General features: G+C 61.0%; 18 protein-coding genes. 8 read left to right on the top strand and 10 right to left on the bottom strand.

Annotated elements, in window-relative coordinates:
• Positions 1–21: 21 nt before the first annotated feature.
• The 4 genes from VWY60_RS07525 to VWY60_RS07540 all read right to left on the bottom strand — a co-directional run bounded on the left by VWY60_RS07525 (position 22) and on the right by VWY60_RS07540 (position 3,538).
• Positions 22–336 carry a heavy metal-binding domain-containing protein gene (locus tag VWY60_RS07525; RefSeq protein WP_014874650.1) on the bottom strand — a complete coding sequence of 105 codons (315 nt, stop codon included), beginning with the start codon at positions 334–336 and terminating at the stop codon, positions 22–24.
• A 38-nt stretch (positions 337–374) separates the two neighbouring features.
• Complete coding sequence (sufB, locus tag VWY60_RS07530) at positions 375–1,898, bottom strand: Fe-S cluster assembly protein SufB (RefSeq protein WP_340545546.1); 1,524 nt, start codon at positions 1,896–1,898, stop codon at positions 375–377.
• A 15-nt stretch (positions 1,899–1,913) separates the two neighbouring features.
• Positions 1,914–2,957: a cysteine desulfurase family protein gene (locus VWY60_RS07535; RefSeq protein ID WP_416540185.1), complete on the bottom strand. Its 1,044-nt coding sequence runs from the start codon at positions 2,955–2,957 to the stop codon at positions 1,914–1,916.
• Positions 2,958–3,079: 122 nt separating this feature from the next.
• Entirely contained in the window at positions 3,080–3,538 is a 459-nt protein-coding gene (locus tag VWY60_RS07540) for an Rrf2 family transcriptional regulator (protein WP_340545544.1), read from the bottom strand.
• Positions 3,539–3,726: 188 nt separating this feature from the next.
• Between VWY60_RS07540 and VWY60_RS07545 the strand changes: the two genes are divergently transcribed.
• From VWY60_RS07545 to VWY60_RS07570, 6 genes are all read left to right on the top strand, one after another.
• Positions 3,727–4,380, top strand: a complete 654-nt coding sequence (locus tag VWY60_RS07545) for an alpha/beta hydrolase (RefSeq protein WP_340545543.1) — start codon at positions 3,727–3,729, stop codon at positions 4,378–4,380.
• Positions 4,380–4,628, top strand: coding sequence for a hypothetical protein (locus VWY60_RS07550; protein ID WP_416535948.1), 249 nt, complete (start codon positions 4,380–4,382; stop codon positions 4,626–4,628). The genes VWY60_RS07545 and VWY60_RS07550 overlap by 1 nt, the downstream gene beginning before the upstream one ends.
• Positions 4,621–5,793 carry an HD domain-containing protein gene (locus tag VWY60_RS07555; protein ID WP_416540186.1) on the top strand — a complete coding sequence of 391 codons (1,173 nt, stop codon included), beginning with the start codon at positions 4,621–4,623 and terminating at the stop codon, positions 5,791–5,793. The genes VWY60_RS07550 and VWY60_RS07555 overlap by 8 nt, the downstream gene beginning before the upstream one ends.
• Before the next feature lie 57 nt (positions 5,794–5,850).
• A complete protein-coding gene (locus VWY60_RS07560) occupies positions 5,851–6,186 on the top strand; it encodes a DMT family transporter (protein ID WP_340545540.1) in 336 nt (111 codons plus the stop codon).
• A gap of 147 nt (positions 6,187–6,333) precedes the next feature.
• On the top strand, positions 6,334–8,154 hold the full coding sequence (gene typA, locus VWY60_RS07565; RefSeq protein ID WP_340545539.1) for a translational GTPase TypA: 1,821 nt from the start codon (positions 6,334–6,336) through the stop codon (positions 8,152–8,154).
• Between the two features lie 118 nt (positions 8,155–8,272).
• Positions 8,273–8,854, top strand: coding sequence for a VOC family protein (locus VWY60_RS07570; RefSeq protein ID WP_416535950.1), 582 nt, complete (start codon positions 8,273–8,275; stop codon positions 8,852–8,854).
• Between the two features lie 108 nt (positions 8,855–8,962).
• Here the strand turns inward: VWY60_RS07570 and VWY60_RS07575 are convergent, their stop codons facing one another.
• The 3 genes from VWY60_RS07575 to recA form a co-directional block, all read right to left on the bottom strand.
• Positions 8,963–9,250 carry a DUF1330 domain-containing protein gene (locus VWY60_RS07575; protein WP_340545537.1) on the bottom strand — a complete coding sequence of 96 codons (288 nt, stop codon included), beginning with the start codon at positions 9,248–9,250 and terminating at the stop codon, positions 8,963–8,965.
• A gap of 78 nt (positions 9,251–9,328) precedes the next feature.
• Positions 9,329–11,980: an alanine--tRNA ligase gene (gene alaS, locus VWY60_RS07580; protein WP_416540187.1), complete on the bottom strand. Its 2,652-nt coding sequence runs from the start codon at positions 11,978–11,980 to the stop codon at positions 9,329–9,331.
• Positions 11,981–12,204: 224 nt separating this feature from the next.
• On the bottom strand, positions 12,205–13,272 hold the full coding sequence (recA, locus tag VWY60_RS07585; protein ID WP_340545535.1) for a recombinase RecA: 1,068 nt from the start codon (positions 13,270–13,272) through the stop codon (positions 12,205–12,207).
• Positions 13,273–13,476: 204 nt separating this feature from the next.
• Between recA and VWY60_RS07590 the strand changes: the two genes are divergently transcribed.
• The gene (locus VWY60_RS07590) at positions 13,477–14,070 is read left to right on the top strand and encodes a gamma-glutamyl kinase (protein WP_416540188.1); all 594 of its coding nucleotides are present in this window, start codon (positions 13,477–13,479) and stop codon (positions 14,068–14,070) included.
• A gap of 64 nt (positions 14,071–14,134) precedes the next feature.
• On the opposite strand, the gene VWY60_RS07595 is transcribed toward VWY60_RS07590, so the two are convergent.
• The 3 genes from VWY60_RS07595 to guaB all read right to left on the bottom strand — a co-directional run bounded on the left by VWY60_RS07595 (position 14,135) and on the right by guaB (position 19,266).
• The gene (locus VWY60_RS07595; RefSeq protein ID WP_340545533.1) at positions 14,135–16,444 is read right to left on the bottom strand and encodes an ATP-binding protein; all 2,310 of its coding nucleotides are present in this window, start codon (positions 16,442–16,444) and stop codon (positions 14,135–14,137) included.
• Between the two features lie 93 nt (positions 16,445–16,537).
• Positions 16,538–17,749, bottom strand: coding sequence for an RsmB/NOP family class I SAM-dependent RNA methyltransferase (locus VWY60_RS07600; RefSeq protein WP_416540189.1), 1,212 nt, complete (start codon positions 17,747–17,749; stop codon positions 16,538–16,540).
• A gap of 68 nt (positions 17,750–17,817) precedes the next feature.
• Positions 17,818–19,266, bottom strand: a complete 1,449-nt coding sequence (guaB, locus tag VWY60_RS07605) for an IMP dehydrogenase (protein ID WP_416540190.1) — start codon at positions 19,264–19,266, stop codon at positions 17,818–17,820.
• Positions 19,267–19,515: 249 nt separating this feature from the next.
• On the opposite strand from guaB, the gene VWY60_RS07610 reads away from it, so the two are divergent.
• Entirely contained in the window at positions 19,516–20,691 is a 1,176-nt protein-coding gene (locus VWY60_RS07610; RefSeq protein ID WP_416540191.1) for a CaiB/BaiF CoA transferase family protein, read from the top strand.
• Positions 20,692–20,707 lie beyond the last annotated feature (16 nt).

The raw sequence follows: 20,707 nt of genomic DNA on the forward strand, positions 1-20,707 counted from the left end.
GTGCCCCGAAGGGCGAATTCCTTAGCCGATCACTACGGCTGTTCCACTGGCAGAGACCATCAACATGGACTGGCCTACCACCTCGTAATCGAGGTCGACGCCGACAACCGCATTTGCGCCCTTGGCCCGCGCACGGTCTTCCAGCTCTGCCAGCGCGGTTTCGCGCGCGTCCTGCAGCTTGCTTTCGTAGGCACCGGAGCGGCCGCCGACGATGTCGGTGATAGAGGCAAAGACATCGCGCACCACATTGGCGCCCATGATCGCCTCGCCCACCACGATGCCCTTGTATTCGGCGATCTGGTAACCTTCGACGTTTGGTGTGGTTGTGATGATCATTTTATTGTTTCCTCGCGATGATGCCCAAGGGCCTGCCATTACCCGACAGACCCTTCCAGCGAGATCGCAACCAGCTGCTGCGCTTCCATGGCGAACTCCATCGGCAGCGCCTGCAGCACGTCTTTGCAGAAGCCGTTGACCACCAGGGCCACCGCCTCTTCCTCGTCCATGCCGCGCTGACGGCAGTAGAACAGCTGGTCGTCGTCCACCTTCGAGGTGGTCGCCTCATGCTCCACGCGCGACGAGTTGTTCTTGACCTCGATATAGGGAACCGTGTGCGCCCCGCATTTGTCGCCGATCAGCAAGCTGTCGCATTGGGTGTAGTTGCGCGAATTCTTGGCCTTCGGGTGCATCGACACCAGCCCGCGATAGGTGTTCTGCGCCTTGCCGGCAGAGATCCCCTTGGACACGATGCGGGATTTCGTGTTTTTGCCCAGATGGATCATCTTGGTGCCCGTATCGGCCTGCTGCATGTTGTTGGCGATGGCGATCGAGTAGAATTCGCCCTGGCTTTCCTCGCCGCGCAGAATGCAGGAAGGGTATTTCCAGGTCACCGCAGAGCCGGTTTCCACCTGTGTCCACATCACCTTGGCGCGGTCGCCGCGGCAGTCGGCGCGTTTGGTCACGAAGTTGTAGATGCCACCCTTGCCGTTCTCATCACCGGGATACCAGTTCTGGACGGTGGAATATTTCACCTCGGCGTCTTCTTCGATGATGATCTCCACGACGGCTGCGTGCAGCTGCGCGATATCGCGGGCCGGTGCAGTACAGCCTTCCAAGTAGCTGACATAGCTGCCTTTATCGGCAATGATCAGGGTGCGCTCGAACTGACCGGTGTTTTCCGCGTTGATGCGGAAATAGGTCGACAGTTCCATCGGGCAGCGCACACCCGGCGGCACGTAGACAAAGGAGCCGTCAGAGAATACCGCGGAGTTCAGCGTGGCATAGAAGTTATCGGAGACCGGAACCACGGTGCCGAGGTATTTCTTTACCAGCTCAGGGTGTTCGCGGATCGCTTCGGAGATCGAGCAGAAGATGACGCCTGCCTTTTTCAGCTCGGCCTGGAAGGTGGTGCCGACCGAAACGGAGTCGAACACCGCGTCAACTGCGACCTTGCGACCTTCGGCGGGCATGTTTTCAGCCCCCTCGACGCCCGCAAGGATCATCTGTTCTTTCAAAGGGATACCGAGCTTTTCGTAGGTAGCGAGCAGTTTTGGGTCCACCTCATCCAGCGATTTCGGCTTCACCTCCATCGATTTCGGACGGGCATAGTAATACTGGTCCTGGAAATCGATTTCCGGGTAATCCACCATGGCCCAGGTCGGCTCTTCCTTCTGAAGCCAGCGATCATAGGCCTCAAGCCGCCAGTTCAGCATCCATTCCGGCTCCTCGTTCTTTTCCGAGATCAGCCGCACGATATCGGTGGTCAGGCCCTTGGGCGCGTATTCCATCTCGATATCGGTTTCCCAACCGTATTTATAGGCGCCGCCCACCTCGCGGACCGCATCGACCGTTTCCTGGTCAACGCCTTCTTTTACCTGAACATCATCCAATGCTGTCATGGTCATCTCCTGCACTCACGCCACCCGGGCGCGATGTTTCTTTTGTTTGGCGCACCAGCTTTCGGCAAAGCGCAGCACATCCGTTTCTGTTGTGTTCGGCCCAAGCGAGACGCGCACGGCGCTCTGGGCGGTTAACTCGTCATATCCCATGGCGGTGAGCACCGCGCTGGCGCGGACCTTGCCGCTGGAACAGGCGCTGCCGGCACTAATGGCAAATCCGGCCAGATCCATCTGCATGACCTGGGTTTCGCCCTTCCAGCCCGGCGTGGCAAAACAACTGGTATTGGGCAGGCGCGCCGCTGATGTCCCAACAAAAATAGTGTCAGGGCTGCCCGCTGCAAGGGCGGCCTCCATTGTGTCGCGCAGCTCTGCCACACGTTCCCAGACACCATCCGCCAGCGCCCTTGCCGCAGCTTCCGCGGCCGCTCCGAACCCCGCGATCCCTACGACATTTTCCGTGCCGGAGCGACGCCCCATCTCCTGACCGCCGCCGGTGATCTGCGCCGCCAAATCGGTTCCCCGTTTCAGGACCACCGCGCCCACGCCCTTTGGCCCGCCCAGTTTATGCGCCGAGATCAGCGCCATCGTGGCCCCCATCCAATTGAAGGCGACAGGCAGCTTGCCGAAGGCCTGCGTCGCATCGGTCACCGCCAGCCCTTCGGGCAGCTTCTGGATAACGCCGGTTTCAGAATTGGCCAATTGAACGGAGGAGCGCTGCGGATCAATCACCGCAACAGCGCCATCAGGTGAAACCTGCAAATCCTCGACAGACCAGGACCTTACGGCGTCATGCTCAACTGCTGCACCATGCAGATCGCGACCGCTCATTGCCAGCGCGGCCCCTTCTGTCGACCCGGAGGTGAACACGATATCAACACCATCCGCCCCAAAAGCCGAGGCGATCTGCGCCCGCGCGCGTTCAATCAGCGCCTTGGCGGCACGGCCTTCGGCGTGAACGGAAGAAGGATTTCCGCAAACCTCCATCGCGGCAACCATCGCGGCCTTTGCAGCATCGCAAAGCGGCGTGGTGGCGTTATGGTCAAGATAGACACGCGACATCGGCGGTGCGGATCCTTCTGTCTTGTCCCTCGCACCCATCAGGATGCTGTAACGAGGGCGTTCTTAAATCTACGAAACAGCGCAGGCCGCGCCGGGGTTAGAAGGGCGGATATCTCGGGCCGTCAGTCGTCGACCACCGCAAACAGGCTGGGCACCGCCGGACATGGCGCCAGATCGTTCTTGATAACGTCAGACAGGCGGGTCTGATGCAGGAACACATAGACATGGGCGCTCAGCCCTTCCCAGAGGCGGTTGGTCAGCGATTGCGCGCGACTCCCGGACAAGGCACCGGATGCGCCTGCGCCCTTGTGCATCGCATCAACCGTTTCATCAACTGCGCTCAGCACATCGACGATGCGAATGTCAGAGGGCGGATGCGCAAGACGGTAGCCCCCACCCGGACCGCGCACAGAGACTACAAGCCCGCTCCGACGCAGTTTCACAAACAGCTGCTCCAGATAGGGCAGCGAAATATCCTGACGTTTGGAGATATCGCCCAACACCACCAGACTGCCCTCCGGCTGCAAGGCGATATCTGCCAGCGCCACCATTGCATAGCGTCCCTTGGTCGAAAGTTTCATATTTTCAAATCCTCCGACCCAGGCGGCACAGCGAAAAGATTGACCTTGAACGCTGCAATGCGTATCTCAGCGAGACGGCAGCGAAACTTGACCTCTGCCATCAATTAGAACCGTTCTAAGGTGCCTTACGGAATTCGTCAAGTATTCCAGTCGGCATCCCCGAAAATAAGAGTAGGATCCACCCACCCATGCCTGAGGTCATTTTCCCCGGACCCGAAGGCCGCCTGGAAGGCCGCTATCACCCGCAAAAAGAAAAAGACGCCCCGATTGCCATCGTTCTGCATCCGCATCCGCAGTTCGGCGGCACGATGAACAACAAGGTCGTCTACAATCTGCATTATGCGTTCTACAACATGGGCTTTACGGTTCTGCGGTTCAATTTCCGCGGCGTTGGCCGGTCGCAGGGCGAATATGATCAGGGTGTTGGCGAATTGTCCGACGCGGCATCGGCGCTGGATTACCTCCAGTCGATGAACAACAACTCCAAACATTGCTGGGTCGCCGGTTTTTCCTTTGGGGCCTGGATCGGTATGCAGCTGTTGATGCGCCGCCCGGAAATCACCGGCTTCATCTCGGTGGCACCGCCAGCCAATATGTATGACTTCTCGTTTCTGGCGCCCTGCCCCTCCTCGGGTCTGATCATCAATGGCACCGCAGACCGCGTGGCGCCGCCCGCCGATACAGTAAACCTGGTGAACAAGCTGCACGAGCAGAAGGGGATCACCATAACCCATACCGAAGTTGAAGGCGCCGATCACTTCTTCCAGGACCCCTATATGGATCCGATGATCAGCAATGTCTCCGACTATGTGAAACGGCGGCTGACAGAAAGCTCCCGCTGATGAGCACGATCGAGACGCTGGCCCAGAAACTGGCCGCCGACACGCTAAAGGTTCAGGACGCCACTGGCGAAGAGCGCCTTTACATGGAGGTGAGCGAGGTTCTGGGGGCAGCGTCTCAGTCGCTTGAGGAAGCCTTCCTCACTGAAATGCGGGTCCGCCTTGCCGAGCGCAAAGCGCGTGCCTTTCTCAACAGCAAGATCAGCGCCGCCAAGGCCAAGATCGCATCCAGGGCCCCAGAGAATGACTGACCAATCGACGCGGCTTGCCAGCCAGTTCCGTTTCTTGCTGGAGGCGGACAAGCTGCGCCGCGTGGAGCGTCAGAACCTGATCCTGGATGGCTCACGCTGCGAAAACTCCGCCGAACATAGCTGGCACCTGGCGGTTTATGCGCTGGTGCTGGCCCCGTTTGCGCCTGCTGATGTCTCGGTTGAACGGGTCGTACAGATGCTTTTGCTGCATGATCTCGTCGAGATCGACGCAGGCGATCACCCGATTGATGGGGATGTCGACTGGGAGGCGGTTGCCAGCGCCGAAGCGGTGGCCGCAACCCGGCTGTTCTCGCTCCTGCCAGCCGATCAATCAGCTTTTCTGCATGGGCTCTGGCGCGAGTTCGAGGCCAGCCAGACACCTGACGCCCAATGGGCAAAGCGGATTGACCACTGCCAGCCGATTTTCCAGACGCTCTACAACGAAGACGTGCCTGCGGCACATATCGAGGTGGTGCGCGGCAATCTTTTTGGCGGACGCGCTGCGGCCCTGCAGGACGCCTTTCCCGAGGTATTTCACCACGCCGTCGCCCACCTGGAAGGCTTGCAGCCACAGGATGCGCTCACCGCACCTCTCAGCTTCCTAAATGAGGTCGACGGACTGAAGACGGTCCTGCGGGCAACGACGCTTGCCGATGGCAGCCGCCGCGAAAACTCGGCCGAGCACAGCTGGCATATCATGCTCTATGCTTGGGTGCTGGCCCAGCACAGCCACGCGCCCGTCGACATGGCCAGGGTGCTGCAGATGCTGATGCTGCATGACATCGTGGAGATCGACGCGGGCGATGTGCCGATCCACGCAACCCTGTCGGAGGCTGAACAGGCCGCGATTGCCGCCAATGAACAAGCCGCCGCAGAACGGATTTTCGGCCTGTTGCCCGCCGCGCAGGGCGAGGTCTTTCACCGTATCTGGACGGAATTCGAAACCGCCGAAAGCCCCGAAGCGATCTATGCCAAGGCGATTGACCGGGTACAACCTGTGCTGCTGAACCTGATGTCAGGCGGCGGCAGCTGGCGCGCGTATAATGTCACGCTGGAGCAACTGGAGGCCCGTGTCGGCCACAAGGTCGCCCGTGGGGCACCGGCGGTCTGGGATCATGTGCGCGCCGCTGTCGCTCCATGGTTTGCCGAAAATACCAGCGCCTGACCCCGGCGCTGCGCGGGCTGGTTCCGCGCGCAGCCCATCCTCAGCGGAGGCCTGATCATGCCACTCCATTATCTCTATCTTGTGCTGGCGGTTGCGGCAGAGACCATTGGCACCACTGCGCTACAGGCCAGTCAGCAATTCACCCGGCTTGGCCCGTCACTGCTGGTGGTGGTCGGCTACGGACTGGCCTTCTATCTGATGGCCCTGACGCTGCGCCACATGCCGGTCGGGATTGTCTACGCGATCTGGTCCGGCCTCGGGATTTTCCTCATCGCCATCATTGGCTGGGTCGTCTTTGGCCAACGGCTTGATTTGCCAGCGGTTCTGGGGCTGCTGTTGATCCTTGCCGGGATTCTGGTGATCCATCTGTTCTCCAGCACAACCGGCCACTGACGGCGCAACCGGCGCGTCACCGAATGGCCGCACGCCGCCGGACGACCCACCGGATCGCCCCTGCGCGCGCAAAAAGATGTATTTCCTCTGGTCTTTGGCCAACGATCACGCTATGCGCGCGTCAACTTCCTTACAAAGGCTGACGTCATGGACCTGCGCAACATTGCGATCATTGCTCACGTGGACCACGGGAAAACCACCCTGGTTGATGAGCTTCTGAAACAATCCGGCGCCTTCCGCGAAAACCAGGCTGTGGCGGAACGCGCCATGGACAGCAACGATCTGGAACGCGAGCGGGGCATCACAATTCTGGCCAAGGCCACTTCGGTGGAGTGGAACGGCACCCGGATCAACATCGTCGACACTCCCGGCCACGCCGATTTCGGCGGCGAGGTCGAGCGGATCCTGTCGATGGTCGACGGGGTGGTGCTGCTGGTTGACGCCGCCGAAGGCCCGATGCCGCAGACCAAATTCGTGACCTCCAAGGCGCTGGCCCTTGGTCTGCGCCCGATCGTGGTTGTGAACAAGGTCGACAAGCCCGACGGCGAGCCTGACCGCGCGCTGGATCAGTGTTTCGACCTCTTTGCCAACCTTGGTGCAGATGATGATCAGCTGGATTTCCCGTCCATGTATGCCTCCGGTCGCGCCGGTTGGGCCGACATGGAGCTGGACGGCCCGCGCAAGGATCTTTCTGCGCTGTTTGACCTGATCGTCAAACACGTCCCTGCCCCAAAGCAGATCGAGCAAAAAGGCGAGCCTTTCCGTATGCTGGCAACCACGCTAGGCGCGGATCCTTTCATGGGCCGTATTCTGACCGGTCGCGTTGAATCCGGCACCCTGAAGGCTGGCGACAGCCTCAAGGCGCTGAGCCGTGACGGTGAGCTGATCGAGAACTTCCGCTGCACAAAAGTGCTGGCGTTCCGTGGCCTAGGTCAGCAGGCCATCGACGTGGCGGAGGCCGGCGATATCGTCTCCATCGCGGGGATGACCAAGGCCACCGTCGCCGACTCGCTGGTGGATACTTCGGTGACGGAGGCGCTGCCCGCCCAGCCGATTGATCCGCCGACCATCACCGTGACCTTTGGCATCAACGACAGCCCGCTGGCCGGTCGCGATGGCAAAAAGGTTCAGTCCCGTGTGATCCGTGATCGCCTGATGAAGGAAGCAGAATCCAACGTCGCGATCCAGATCTCCGACACCCCCGGTGGCGAAGCGTTTGAGGTGGCCGGTCGCGGCGAACTTCAGATGGGTGTTCTGATCGAAAACATGCGCCGCGAAGGCTTCGAGCTGTCGATCTCGCGCCCTCAGGTCCTGTTCAAGGAAGAAGACGGCGTTCGCATGGAGCCCGTCGAAGAGGCAACCATCGACGTTGACGATGAATACTCCGGCGTTGTGATCGAGAAACTCACCGGCCACCGCAAGGGTGAACTGGTCGAGATGAAGCCCGCAGGCGCTGGCAAGACCCGCATCATCGCGCATGTCCCCTCCCGCGGTCTGATCGGCTATCACGGCGAGTTTCTGACCGACACCCGCGGCACCGGCGTTCTGAACCGTGTGTTCCACGGCTGGACCCCGCACAAAGGCTCCATTCCCGGCCGTCGCGCTGGTGTTCTGATCTCCATGGAGAATGGCACCTCGGTGGCCTACGCCCTGTGGAACCTCGAAGAGCGCGGCAAGATGATGATCGGCGCACAGGAAGACGTCTACACCGGCATGATCATCGGCGAGCACAGCCGCGACAATGATCTGGAAGTGAACCCGCTGAAGGGCAAGAAGCTGACCAACGTCCGCGCCTCCGGCACCGATGATGCCGTACGTCTGACCACGCCGATGAAGCTCTCGCTGGAAGAGGCGATTGCCTATATCGACGATGACGAGCTGGTAGAGGTAACCCCGAACTCCGTGCGTCTGCGCAAACGCTACCTGGATCCGCATGAGCGCAAGCGGATGGCTCGCGCCAACGCCTGATCCTGACGGTTCAGCTGGAAAAAACAAAGGCCGCCCGGCAATATGGGCGGCCTTTTTGCTATCTGTCGCCTGCGTGCTACCCTTTGCAAAATCAGGCGTTTAACCAGGGAGAGACAGCATGCGCAAGCTACAGGTTCAAGGCGTCCACCACATCACCTTGACCGGCGCTGACCGGCAGACATCCATTGATTTCTGGGAAGGTGTCCTTGGGATGCCCTTCATCTTTGACCAGCCCAATCTGGATGACCCGGACGAGGGGCATCTCTATTTTGATCCCGGCGATGGGCGCCTGATCACCGTCTTCACCAACAAGCGCCGTACAGCTGACCGTCGCCGCACCCCGACGGAGCCGGGATGCGTCCATCATCTGGCTTTCAACGTCTCAAAGGCGACATTTGCCCAGGCGGTCGAGCGGCTGGACGAACGCGGCATCGGGCATTCAGGACCAAAGGATCGGGGATTTATGGATTCGATCTACTTCAAGGACCCGATGGGGCTTCTGATCGAGCTTGCCTGCTATAAATTCGAACCGCCAATGGGATGCTCCCACGCCGATGTGATGATCACCGCGCATCGTGTCCGGGTGGCTGCAGGGGACGCCCATATTCAGGAGATCCATCTGGCCGAGGCGATTGAGCAGCTTGTTCAGCAGCGCCAGCCCTCGCTGTCGGATAACCGCGCGCCACGCGATCCCTATTGATCGACCGGCCGGGCTGGCGCAAATGAAAAAAGAGCGGCCAGAAGCCGCTCTTTCATCGTTCCTGGAGGCATCGTCCCTTAGGGGATCCGACGCGCAGGTATGTCGCGCTCATTCGGTGATTTCGACCACCATCAGCTCCCGCTCGGAGGCGTCGCGCGCATGGCTCAGCGCCTCCTGGTATTCTGGGCTGTTGTAGCAATCCACCGCCGCATCGACGCTGGGAAAGCGGGCTACCACATTGCGCGGGCGTTCCTTGCCTTCCAGCTGTACAAACCGACCGCCACGGGCAATAAACTGCCCTCCGTGTTTGGCAACGGCCGGTCCCGCCAGCTCGGCGTATTTGCCGTAGGCCTCGGCATCGGTGACGGTAACATGCGCAATCCAGAGTGCGGGCATCTGAGCCTCCTTTGGTGATGATCTTCCCGGCAGCTTAGGCAGATTACCGGAAAGACCAAGGTTTTTTTGACCAGTTGGTCAGCCCGCCAGCAGCGCCTCGGCCGCCTTGATCGCCTCTTCGGCGCCGGAGAAATCCTTGCCGCCGCCCTGCGCCATATCGGGACGACCACCGCCGCCCTTGCCGCCAACAGCCGGAACCGCCGCTTTCAGCACATCTACAGCAGAGATCTCGCCGGTCAGATCGTCGGTGACACCCGCGGCGACCGCGACCTTGCCGTCATCATTGGCAATCAACAGGATCACGCCTGAGCCGATCTTTTGCTTGTGGGCATCTATCAACCCGCGAAGATCCTTGCCAGAGACGCCTTCCAGCGCCTGCCCGAGGAAGGTTTTACCGCCGATTTCCTTGGTTGCGGATCCGCCTGCCGCGCCGCCGCCCATGGCGACCTGCTGTTTCAGCTGGGACACCTCGTTCTGCAACGCCTTGCGTTCATCCATCAAGGCTTTCAGCCGGTCCATGACTTCGGCCGGCTGGGCCTTCAGGACGCCTGCAACCTCGGCCATACGGCCTGCTTCACGCTCCAGATGCTGCACCGCTGCCGCACCGGTCAGCGCCTCGATCCGGCGCACGCCGGCTGAGGATCCGCTATCGCCCAGAATGACAAAGGTGCCGATGTCACCGGTCTGCTTCACATGGGTGCCGCCGCACAGCTCAATCGAATAGGTATCGCCGTCCTGACCCTTACCCGTCGCTGCGCGGCCCATGGAGACAACGCGGACCTCTTCGCCGTATTTCTCGCCAAACAGCGCCTGAGCACCCAGCGCGCGCGCATCATCCGGGGTCATGATCCGGGTCGAAACCGGCGTGTTCTGACGAATGAAATCGTTCACCTCGGCGCCGACTTTGGTCAGTTCCTCTGCGCTCATCGCCTTGTTATGGCTGAAGTCGAAGCGCAGCCGGTCCGCAGCATTGAGCGAGCCCTTCTGCGCGACATGCTCGCCAAGGGCATTGCGCAGCGCCTCGTGCAGCAGGTGGGTGGCCGAGTGGTTGGCGCGGATCTTGCTGCGGCGGTCGTGATCCACTTCCATCGCAGCACCCTGCCCGACGGCGATGTCGCCCTCGGTCACCTCGGCGATGTGCAGGAACAGCCCCTCAACTTTCTTGGTGTCGGTAATGCGGGCTGCACCGCCCTCAACCGTCAGGACGCCACTGTCGCCAACCTGACCGCCGCTTTCGCCGTAGAACGGCGTCTGGTTCAGGATGATCTGCACCGTGTCGCCCATAGCGGCGGTTTGGAGTTGAGCACCGTCCTTGACCATGGCCATGATCTGGCCTTCAGCCTTCTCGGTCTCATAACCCAGAAAGTCGGTGGCACCAACTGCGTCAACAATGTCGAAATAGACCTTCACATCCGCCGCTTCGCCCAGGCCAATACCGCCCGCGCGGGATTTCTCCTTCTGCTCCTTCATCGCCGCATCAAAGCCATCGGTATCGACCTCGATCTCCTTGGCGCGCAGGGCGTCCTGAGTGAGGTCGAGCGGGAAGCCATAAGTGTCATAGAGCTTGAACGCGGTCTCACCCGGTAGGACGTCGCCCTTGCCCAGATCGACGGAGGCTTCGTCCAGCAGTTTCAGGCCACGGTCCAGGGTTTTGAGGAAGCGGGTTTCCTCCTGCTCGAAGGTCTCTTCGATCAGCGCCTGGCCTTGGCCAAGCTCAGGATAGGCGGCACCCATCTTCTGCACCAGCGACGGCACCAGCTTGTGCATCACCGGATCGGTAGCGCCCAGGAGCGAGGCGTGACGCATCGCCCGGCGCATGATCCTGCGCAGCACGTAACCGCGACCTTCGTTCGACGGCAGCACGCCTTCGGCAATCAGGAAGGAGCAGGAGCGCAGGTGGTCCGCGATAACCCGGTGATGCACGTTGTGATCCCCGAATGGGTCGGTGTTCGTCGCGTTCGCGGACGCCTCGATCAGCGACTTGAACAGATCCGTTTCATAGTTGTCATGGGTGCCCTGCAGCAACGCCGCGATCCGCTCCAAACCCATACCGGTGTCGATGGACTGCATCTCAAGATCGACCATTGAGCCATCGGCGAATTTCTCGTTCTGCATGAAAACGAGATTCCAGATCTCGATGAAACGATCGCCGTCTTCCTCCGGCGAGCCCGGAGGGCCGCCCCAGATGTGGTCGCCGTGGTCGTAGAAGATCTCGGTGCAGGGACCGCAGGGACCGGTGTCGCCCATCTGCCAGAAGTTGTCAGAGGTCGCGATGCGGATGATCCGCTCCTCCGGCACACCCATCTTTTTCCAGATCTCAAAGGCTTCGTCATCGGTGTGATAGACGGTGGTGTAGAGCCGGTCCTTCGGAATATCGAATTCCTTGGTGATCAGCTCCCAAGCAAAGGGGATCGCTTCATGCTTGAAATAGTCGCCAAAGGAGAAGTTGCCGAGCATCTCGAAAAACGTGTGGTGGCGCGCGGTATACCCGACGTTGTCGAGGTCGTTGTGCTTGCCGCCGGCGCGCACGCATTTCTGCGCTGTGGTCGCGCGCTTGTAGTCGCGGGTTTCCACGCCGGTAAAGCAGTTCTTGAACTGCACCATGCCCGAGTTGGTGAACATCAGGGTCGGGTCGTTGCGGGGCACCAGAGGGCTGGAGTCAACCACCTCATGCCCCTGTTTGGCAAAGTAGTTCAGGAAGGTGGAGCGAATATCATTGAGCGTCGGCATAATCGGGATCTCTCGGCTGGCTGTCTCAGCGGTTCGGGAAGATGTATCCGGCCCCAGTGAGCCTGTCCAGCGCTGCGGTGCGGAAAGGCGCCGTGAAACCCCCATGAAAAAGGGCGCGGAGTGATCCACGCCCTGATTTGATCAGATTTTTCAGCCTGCGCCGGTGTTTATCGAGCAACCGCTGCCCTTTGCATCACCCGGCAAGAGGCGTCATCAGCCTTGTGTCAGGCTTCCAGAATATCGTCATCTGCGCCGTCAGGACGGTGGAACTCCAGCCCGTGCGCCGCGCGGATCTTATCCTCAATATCATAGGCGATATGGGGGTTCTCCCGCAGGTATGTCTTGGCGTTTTCACGCCCCTGCCCGATCCGTTCATCGCCATAGGAGAACCAGGCCCCGGATTTCGCGACAACACCAGCCGCTACGCCCAGATCCAGCAGTTCGCCCATCTTGGAGATGCCTTCGCCATACATGATGTCGAATTCAACCTGTTTGAACGGAGGCGCCACCTTGTTCTTCACGACCTTGACGCGGGTTGCGTTGCCGACCACCTCGTCACGGTCCTTGATCGCGCCGATGCGGCGGATGTCCAGACGCACCGAGGAGTAGAACTTCAGTGCGTTACCACCGGTTGTTGTTTCCGGCGAGCCGAACATCACACCGATCTTCATGCGGATCTGGTTGATGAAGATCACCATACATTTGGAGCGGCTGATGGAGCCGGTCAGCTTGCGCATCGCCTGGCTCATCAGGCGAGCCTGGACGCCCACATTGCTGTCGCCCATGTCGCCTTCCAGCTCCGATTTCGGAGTGAGGGCTGCCACGGAGTCCACGATCACCATGTTCACCGCGCCGGACCGCACCAGAGTGTCCGTGATTTCCAGGGCCTGTTCGCCGGTGTCGGGCTGCGAGATCAGCAGCTCATCAAGGTCAACGCCCAGTTTCGCCGCATATTGCGGGTCCAGCGCATGTTCCGCATCCACAAAGGCGCAGACGCCACCGTTCTTCTGCTGCTCTGCAATGCAGTGCAGAGTCAGCGTTGTCTTGCCCGAGCTTTCGGGACCGTAAATCTCGATAATGCGGCCCATCGGCAGACCGCCAATGCCAAGCGCAATGTCCAGCCCCAACGATCCCGTTGAAGAGGCCTCAATCTCGGCCAGGGGATTACCATCGCCCAGCTTCATGATCGAGCCCTTGCCAAACTGCCGCTCAATCTGCGCCAGAGCGCTGTCCAGCGCCTTTTGTTTGTCGCCGCTCTTCTTATTGTCTTTCATGGTCAAAAGATCCGCCATAGTCCCTTGTCCCTTTCTATGTGTCACACCCGCGACCGGGCGGCAATCACTGCTTTGTTCGCCTCTTGTTCTATATGAGACCAAAAAGAGAACATTGCAACGGAAATCTTACATGATCACTCCCATACCGATCTGGTGGCCAAGAGGGTTAAGAGAGTGTTATCCAAGGGAGACACCGATCATTTGCTGCGGAAATTTCACGCTATGCTCATCTTTTTCAAGGAACGGCTGGCTCTGCTGAGCGTGCCCAAAACCGGGACAACCGCCTATCACGCCGCTCTGGCCAGCCGTGCCGACATGGTGTTTGCCAATCCGCCGCAGCTGAAACACGCGCCGGTCTATCGCTACAATCGCTGGATTCGCCCGATGCTGGCAAAGGTCTGTGACGCGGAGATGGAGCTGGTTGCCGTCATGCGTGAACCTGTCAGCTGGCTGGGCAGCTGGTACCGGTTTCGTCAGCGCGACGATCTGCGCGATCATCCCAACAGCACCCAAACCATCAGTTTTGACGATTTTCTGCGAGACGCCTGCAAGGGTAAGCCGCCAGCCCATGCCGACGTCGGCAGCCAGGCGAAATTCCTCGAGCCGCAGCCCAATGGCTGCGCGGTCACTCATCTGTTTCGCTACGAGGCCCCAGAGACTCTGCAGTCATTTCTACAGGAGCGGCTACAGACCCGCATCGACCTGCCCAGACTGAATGTCAGCCCGAAAGCGCAGTTACGCCCAAGCGAGGCGGCGCTGGAAATTGTCCGACGTAAACGCGCGGCGGAGTTCGACCTTTATGACAGCCTGACCTAAGACACGCGGGCGACCGGCCAAAAGGGGCGGCAGACGCCACCCCGGGCCGCTCCGGGGGGACTGCCTAGTGTAGCTGCTCATGGACGGTTTCGGTCAGCTGGTTCAGCGAGAAGGGTTTGGGCAGGAACACCGAATTCGGCACCGACGGCTCTGCCTCGCCAAAGGCCCCCTCGGCGTAGCCCGAGACAAAGACGACGCGGGTGTCGGGCCGTGTCTTCAGCGCCTCACGCACCCAACTCGGCCCATCCATTCCCGGCATCACCACATCGGTGACAAAGACATCAACGGTCAGACCCGGATCTTCGAGCGTGCGCAGCGCGTCCTCAGCGGATTCGGCTTCGAGAACCGTATAGCCGCGCATCCGCAGAGCCCGCGAGGCAAAGGCCCGTACCGGCGCTTCGTCTTCGACCAGCAGAACAACCCCCTCGCCGTGCTGTGCCGCAACCGGTTTGGCAGCTGGGTTCACGGTGACTGTGGCTTCTGGTTCGGGCTGCGTGTTGACAGGGAAGAACAGCGTGAATTGGGTCCCCTGATCCTTGATCGAGTCGACAAAGATGTAGCCGCCCGTCTGTTTGATAATCCCATAGGCGGTTGAGAGACCCAGACCGGTCCCCTCACCTGTCCGTTTGGTGGTATAAAACGGCTCGAACACCTTCTGCAGCTTATCCGGCGCGATACCGACACCCTCGTCGGAGACTTTGACAGTGACCCAGTCACCGGCGGGAACCACCGCACGGTTGCGCTCCAGCGGTTCATCCAGAACCACCGCTTCGGTCTCGATACGGATCTCGCCGCCCTGTGGCATCGCATCACGTGCGTTCACCACCAGGTTCATCAGCACCTGCTCCAGTTGCCGTTTGTCGGCGCGGATCGACCGCATCACCGGATCATGGCTGAGCGTCAATGTCACCTTCTCACCAACCAAGCGATTCAGAAGATGGGTCAGATCCGACAGGGTATCGCGAACATCCAGCACTTCGGGCTGCAGCGTCTGCTTGCGTGAGAAGGCCAGGAGCTGGCTGACCAGAGCGGCCGCGCGGTTGGCATTCTCGTGGATCTGGATCAGGTCGCCGAAATCCTGGTCGCCCTGATCGTGCCGCAGCAGCAGCAGGTCGCAATGCCCGGAGATGGCTGTCAGCAGGTTGTTGAAATCATGCGCCACACCGCCGGCCAACTGACCAATCGCCTGCATCTTCTGGCTTTGAACGAACTGCGCCTCAAGCGTCTTCAGCTCGGTGGCATCGTTCAAGACCGCAATCAGAACGGTCTCACCCTCTTCGATCACACGGGTGAGTGTCACCTGAACAAAGACTTCCTTGTCACGGCGGGTGAGACGCAGGAATTCGGATTTATGCGAGGCCTGGCCCTCGGCGGTATCGCGCAGCCAGTCCGACATCGGACGGCCAAGTCCATCCATCAGCTGGCCGATATTCAGGTTGCCGCAGGAGCTGATACCAAGCAGGTGCATCCCCATCTTATTCGCCGAAAGCAATGTTCCCTTGGGGTCCACCTTGACGAAGGGCACCGGCAAGCTCTCGAGCGAGGCCTGACCGACCGAGGCTTCGCTGGCATCCAGCTGCAGAAAATACAGTTCGCTCCGCCCCTGGCTGCGGTTCTTCTCGCAGACCAGAACCTCGATCAGCCCGCTTTTGGTGCTCATCGTGTTGATCTGCCCGGACAGCACCGGCAGCGAGGGGAAGAGACGATCAGTGGATTTGACCCGTTCCCCGATCAGGCTGCGCGCGGCTTCATTCATGAACAGGACGGCGCCGGTCCGGCCAATGGTCAGCATCGGGATCGGCACCGCATCGGCGCCACGGCTGGTTGTCGGACGATCGGTGATTTCTTCGACCCGCCACAGGAAGCTGCCGCCCTGCATCTGATGGACCGCCAGCCGCACATGGCCGCGTCGTGTCACGATATCCTCGCGCGCCGCGCCATCGACACGCGCGCGGCTCTGCATCCGAAAGAGCACGGCCGAAGGATTGGCCAGGATGGATCGCAGCGTCCCTGCCAGCGTTTCGGTATCAACATCGGCAAAACGCTTGCGCGCGGCTCCGTTCGAAGCATGGATCATACCGTCATCGTCACAAACGAAGGTTGCGGTCGCATCCTTGTCGATAAAGCCGGTAAGAAGCGCTGTCGCCACCGCCCGTGCGCGCAGACGTGTGCGGGCCTGTATCAGCATCATCAGGGCCACCGCAATCAGCGTCAGGCCAACTGTGACCAGCCCGCGGGTGATCCAGTCCGGGGTCTGTAACAGCCAGGGCGCCGTGATGACCATGGCCGACAACAGCAAGACCGCCGCCAGACGAGCGTGTTCTGGCGTGTAGACGCGCAATTGGGGAACGGGTGAAGCTTGGCGACCGTTCATTGCGGCTCCCTCGATGAATTGATCTGCTTATATCGAGACGAATTAAGTTAAAACTGCGTTAAGAATGCAGCGTATGGCTTGCATATAGCGTGGTCAATCGTCGCCCAAACGGACCATCACGGCAACATAGAAACCGTCGGTTCCATTGTGGACCTGCCAGCCGTGATCCTGTTGCAACTGCCAGCCCGGGTTCTCGGCCAGAAACCGATCCACCTGCGCGCGGTTTTCCACATCCAGCATCGAGCAGGTTGCATAGGCCAGCACACCGCCAGCGCCGACCAACTGGCTGGCATCGCTGAGGATCTGCGCCTGGATCCCGCAGAGCTCATCCAGTTTCTCCTGCGTGAGCCGCCACTTGCCCTCGGGCGCACGCCGCCATGAGCCGGAGCCGGAACAGGGCGCGTCGCAGAGCACCAGATCAAAGGGCGCGCGGGCTTCCACGTCACCGGGCGCGAGCAACGTGATGGCGGCTCCGGCACGCGCAGCACGGGTCGGGAGATCCTTCATCCGCTGAGGCGCGATGTCATGGGCAAAGACATCCAGACTGGCCCGGGCCGCCATGGCCAGGCTCTTGCCGCCGCCGCCTGCGCAGAAATCAAGGACGCGCAGGCCATCCGCCAGCGGCAGTGCTTCGATCACCGCCTGGCTGGCAGCGTCCTGTAACTCGACCAATCCGTTTGTGTAGGCATCGCTGTTCCGCAGCTTGCGAGCGCCTTCGGTCACACAGAGGGCCGTGGCCGCCGCCGGATGTGGCTCAGCAAGGATGCCCTCTTCCGCCAGCCGCGCAATCGCTGTGGCCTGATCAGGATGGCTGCGGTTGACGCGCAGATGCACCGGGGCCCGCTCCTGCAATGCGCGTGCCGCAGTCTCGGCGGCGCTGCCGAGGCTGGCTTCAAATGCAGGCCAGAGCCAGTCGGGCATGTTCAGTTCTTCGGCCTGCCCCATCTGCGGCGCGGTCTGCAACAGCGCCTGTTCGGCAGCGTCCAGCGGCGCCGGTGCGTGGCCCACGCCAGTGAAGAGATCGGCCGGATCAACCTCTTCTGCGCGCAGAGCCCCCAGCATCAGCTGTCGACCGGTCGTATTGCCGTCAGAGACAGGTGCAGCACCACCGCCGCCACCAAGGGCTGCATAGGACCGCAGGCTGCGCAGCGCGTCAAAAACATGATCCCGCACCGCTGCCCGGTCCTTGGACCCCGCAAACCGGCTCCGCCGCGCCCAGGCCGTCAGTTCTTTCTCGGCAGGCTGTCCCGTCAGGATCTGATCAAGGATCTCAATCGCGGCCTGACGGCGGGCAGCCGGGGTCATACCCCGGCCTCTGGGTGATGGCGGTTGGTCATGGCGACGATGGTCATCGGGGGATCTCCCTGGCTGGCTCAGCCAATACGGTAGTTCGGGCTTTCGCGGGTGATCTGCACGTCATGAACGTGGCTTTCCTTCAGACCAGCGCCGGTGATGCGAACAAATTCGCAGTTCTTGCGCATCTCGTCGACCGTGGCACAGCCGGTGTAGCCCATGGCGGCCCGCAACCCGCCAACCAGCTGATGGATCACCGCGCCGGCCGAGCCTTTATAGGCCACCTGCCCTTCGATGCCCTCCGGCACCAGCTTGTCGCTGGCCGCATCCTTCTGGAAGTAGCGATCCGCAGACCCCCGCGCCATTGCGCCAAGCGAACCCATCCCGCGATAGGATTTGAACGAGCGCCCCTGATACAGGATCACCTCACCGGGGGACTCATCCGTGCCCGCAATCATCGAACCGACCATCGCGCAGGACGCCCCTGCCGCGATCGCCTTGGCAAAATCGCCGGAGAATTTGATGCCACCGTCGGCAATGATCGGAATATCACCGGCAGCGCCTGCGCAATCCATGATCGCGGTCAGCTGCGGCACCCCGACACCCGCCACCATACGTGTGGTGCAGATGGAGCCGGGACCAATGCCGACCTTCACGGCATCCGCACCAGCTTCAATCAGCGCTTTGGTTGCGGCGGCTGTGGCGACGTTGCCTGCCACGACCTGCACCTTGGAGGACAGCGCCTTGATCCGCTTCACCGCGTCGATGACGCCTGCCGAATGGCCATGGGCCGTATCCACAACGACGATATCAACACCTGCATCAATCAGCGCCTCGGAACGGGCAAAGCCGCTGTCGCCGACCGAGCTGGCCGCCGCGACACGCAGGCGCCCCAGATCATCCTTGCAGGCGGTGGGGTTCAAAACCGCCTGTTCAGTATCCTTGAGTGTCAGCAGACCTGTAAGCTTGCCAGCCTTATCGGTGACCAGCAACTTTTCGATGCGACGCGCCTTCATCATCGACTTGGCCTCTTCCAGCTCGGCCGGCTCATGCAGCAGCGCGAGATTGTCAGAAGTCATCATCACCGAAACCGGCGTATTGTCGTCAGTGGCAAAGCGCATATCGCGGTTGGTCACGATGCCAACCACACGGCCGTCATTGTCCACAACCGGGAAACCGGTGACGCGGTAGCGCTCCTGCAGAGCCTTGGCATCCGCCAGGGTCTGATCGGCGGTCAGGGTGATCGGGTTGTAGACGATGCCGCTCTCGAAGCGTTTCACGCGGCGCACCTGGCGGGCCTGCTCTTCGAGGTCGAGATTCTTGTGAATGACACCCATGCCGCCGGCCTGCGCCATGGCGATGGCCATACGCGACTCCGTCACCGTATCCATGGCAGAGCTGAGCAGCGGTATGTTAAGGGAGATGCCACCGGTCACCCGCGTGCGGGTATCCGCAGTGCTCGGCAGAACGCTGGACGCAGCCGGTACCAGAAGAACATCGTCGAATGTGAGAGCCTCACGAATCTGCATTTGTCATCCCCATGCAAAACCCCGTTTGGCGATGACCCTATGGCACAGAAGCCGAAGGGGGAAAAGAGGCCGAACCGGAAAATCGGAAGAATTGCGCGGGTTTCTCTTGCCGGTGACGAACGGCCCTTGGCGTGGCTCTACGCCCCGCCTGCGCATCCGCACACCCGTCGCCCGGCTGATCTGTATCAAGGCAGGCCCGCCGCCAATCCGCCACCAAGGGCGCGCGGACAGAGCAAACAGGAGACCCCGATGATTTACCCGCTATCCGGCATTGTTGTTCTTGACCTCACCCATGTTCTGGCAGGTCCCTATGCCTCGATGACGCTCAAGGATCTCGGCGCAAGGGTCATCAAGGTGGAGCGACCGGGCCTGGGTGATGATACCCGTGCATTCCCGCCCTTCAAGGACGGCGAAAGCGCCTATTTTGCCACCATCAACCATGGCAAGGAAAGCATCGCGCTGGACCTGCGCGCCGAGGAAGATCGCGGTATCTTCGATCAGCTGCTGAACGAGGCCGATGTGATCCTCGAGAACTTTCGCCCCGGCGTGATGGAGCGGCTGGGCTACGGCTGGGAGGCGTTGCACACCCGGTTTCCCAAACTGGTTTATGGCGCCGTCTCGGGCTTTGGTCATAGCGGGCCGGACCGGCTGCGCCCGGCCTATGACATGGTGGTGCAGGCGCGCGGGGGGGTGATGTCGATCACCGGCGAGCGCGACCGCGAACCGGTTCGCGTCGGCGCCTCCATCGGGGATATCGCGGCTGGCATGTTTCTCTGTCAGGGGGTTCTGGCCGCGCTTTATGCGGTGCGCGGCGGCGCGCCGGGGCAGAAAGTGGATATCTCGATGCTCGACAGCCAGCTTGCGCTGCTGGAACATGCAGTGGCAATCACCTCCGTAACGGGTCAGCCGCCGCGTCCTTCGGGCGCCCGCCATCCGTCGATCACCCCGTTTGAAACCTTTCACGCCAGCGACGGTTTGTTCGTGATTGCTGCCGGGAATGACGCGCTCTTTGCCACCCTCTGCACCGCGCTGGAACTGCCGCTGGCCAATGATCCGCGCTTTGCCGACAATCAGTCGCGCTGTGAAAATGCCCGTCTCCTCAAACGGTTGATCGAGGCGGTCACGCTGGATCAGCCGGCGAGCCACTGGATCGACCTGCTTCAGCGCGCAGGTGTGCCCACCGGACCGATCCAATCGGTGGCCGAGGTAATGCAGGACCCGCAGATCCTGGCGCGCAATATGCTGGTGGATGTCTGCGACAAAGACGGCACACCGAGGTTCAAGGCCGCAGGCAATCCGGTCAAACTCTCCGAGCTGCCCGATGCAACGACCCGCAGGCCCGCCCCGAAACTGGACGAAGACCGGGCCGACATCCTGCGCTGGCTGGCTGCGACTACGGGCGAGTCTCCGGCACCGACCCATTAGATCGCCGTGACGCCGC

Origin of the sequence: Phaeobacter sp. JH20_26 (assembly GCF_048056275.1) — a bacterium.
Lineage (GTDB): Bacteria > Pseudomonadota > Alphaproteobacteria > Rhodobacterales > Rhodobacteraceae > Phaeobacter > Phaeobacter bryozoorum.

Excerpts from the sequence above, each read along its gene's own strand:
- VWY60_RS07525 (WP_014874650.1), bottom strand. The coding sequence starts at position 336 with ATGATCATCACAACCACACCAAACGTCGAAGGTTACCAGATCGCCGAA.
- sufB (WP_340545546.1), bottom strand. The coding sequence starts at position 1,898 with ATGACAGCATTGGATGATGTTCAGGTAAAAGAAGGCGTTGACCAGGAA.
- VWY60_RS07535 (WP_416540185.1), bottom strand. The coding sequence starts at position 2,957 with ATGTCGCGTGTCTATCTTGACCATAACGCCACCACGCCGCTTTGCGAT.
- VWY60_RS07540 (WP_340545544.1), bottom strand. The coding sequence starts at position 3,538 with ATGAAACTTTCGACCAAGGGACGCTATGCAATGGTGGCGCTGGCAGAT.
- VWY60_RS07545 (WP_340545543.1), top strand. The coding sequence starts at position 3,727 with ATGCCTGAGGTCATTTTCCCCGGACCCGAAGGCCGCCTGGAAGGCCGC.
- VWY60_RS07550 (WP_416535948.1), top strand. The coding sequence starts at position 4,380 with ATGAGCACGATCGAGACGCTGGCCCAGAAACTGGCCGCCGACACGCTA.
- VWY60_RS07555 (WP_416540186.1), top strand. The coding sequence starts at position 4,621 with ATGACTGACCAATCGACGCGGCTTGCCAGCCAGTTCCGTTTCTTGCTG.
- VWY60_RS07560 (WP_340545540.1), top strand. The coding sequence starts at position 5,851 with ATGCCACTCCATTATCTCTATCTTGTGCTGGCGGTTGCGGCAGAGACC.
- typA (WP_340545539.1), top strand. The coding sequence starts at position 6,334 with ATGGACCTGCGCAACATTGCGATCATTGCTCACGTGGACCACGGGAAA.
- VWY60_RS07570 (WP_416535950.1), top strand. The coding sequence starts at position 8,273 with ATGCGCAAGCTACAGGTTCAAGGCGTCCACCACATCACCTTGACCGGC.
- VWY60_RS07575 (WP_340545537.1), bottom strand. The coding sequence starts at position 9,250 with ATGCCCGCACTCTGGATTGCGCATGTTACCGTCACCGATGCCGAGGCC.
- alaS (WP_416540187.1), bottom strand. The coding sequence starts at position 11,980 with ATGCCGACGCTCAATGATATTCGCTCCACCTTCCTGAACTACTTTGCC.
- recA (WP_340545535.1), bottom strand. The coding sequence starts at position 13,272 with ATGGCGGATCTTTTGACCATGAAAGACAATAAGAAGAGCGGCGACAAA.
- VWY60_RS07590 (WP_416540188.1), top strand. The coding sequence starts at position 13,477 with ATGCTCATCTTTTTCAAGGAACGGCTGGCTCTGCTGAGCGTGCCCAAA.
- VWY60_RS07595 (WP_340545533.1), bottom strand. The coding sequence starts at position 16,444 with ATGAACGGTCGCCAAGCTTCACCCGTTCCCCAATTGCGCGTCTACACG.
- VWY60_RS07600 (WP_416540189.1), bottom strand. The coding sequence starts at position 17,749 with ATGACCCCGGCTGCCCGCCGTCAGGCCGCGATTGAGATCCTTGATCAG.
- guaB (WP_416540190.1), bottom strand. The coding sequence starts at position 19,266 with ATGCAGATTCGTGAGGCTCTCACATTCGACGATGTTCTTCTGGTACCG.
- VWY60_RS07610 (WP_416540191.1), top strand. The coding sequence starts at position 19,516 with ATGATTTACCCGCTATCCGGCATTGTTGTTCTTGACCTCACCCATGTT.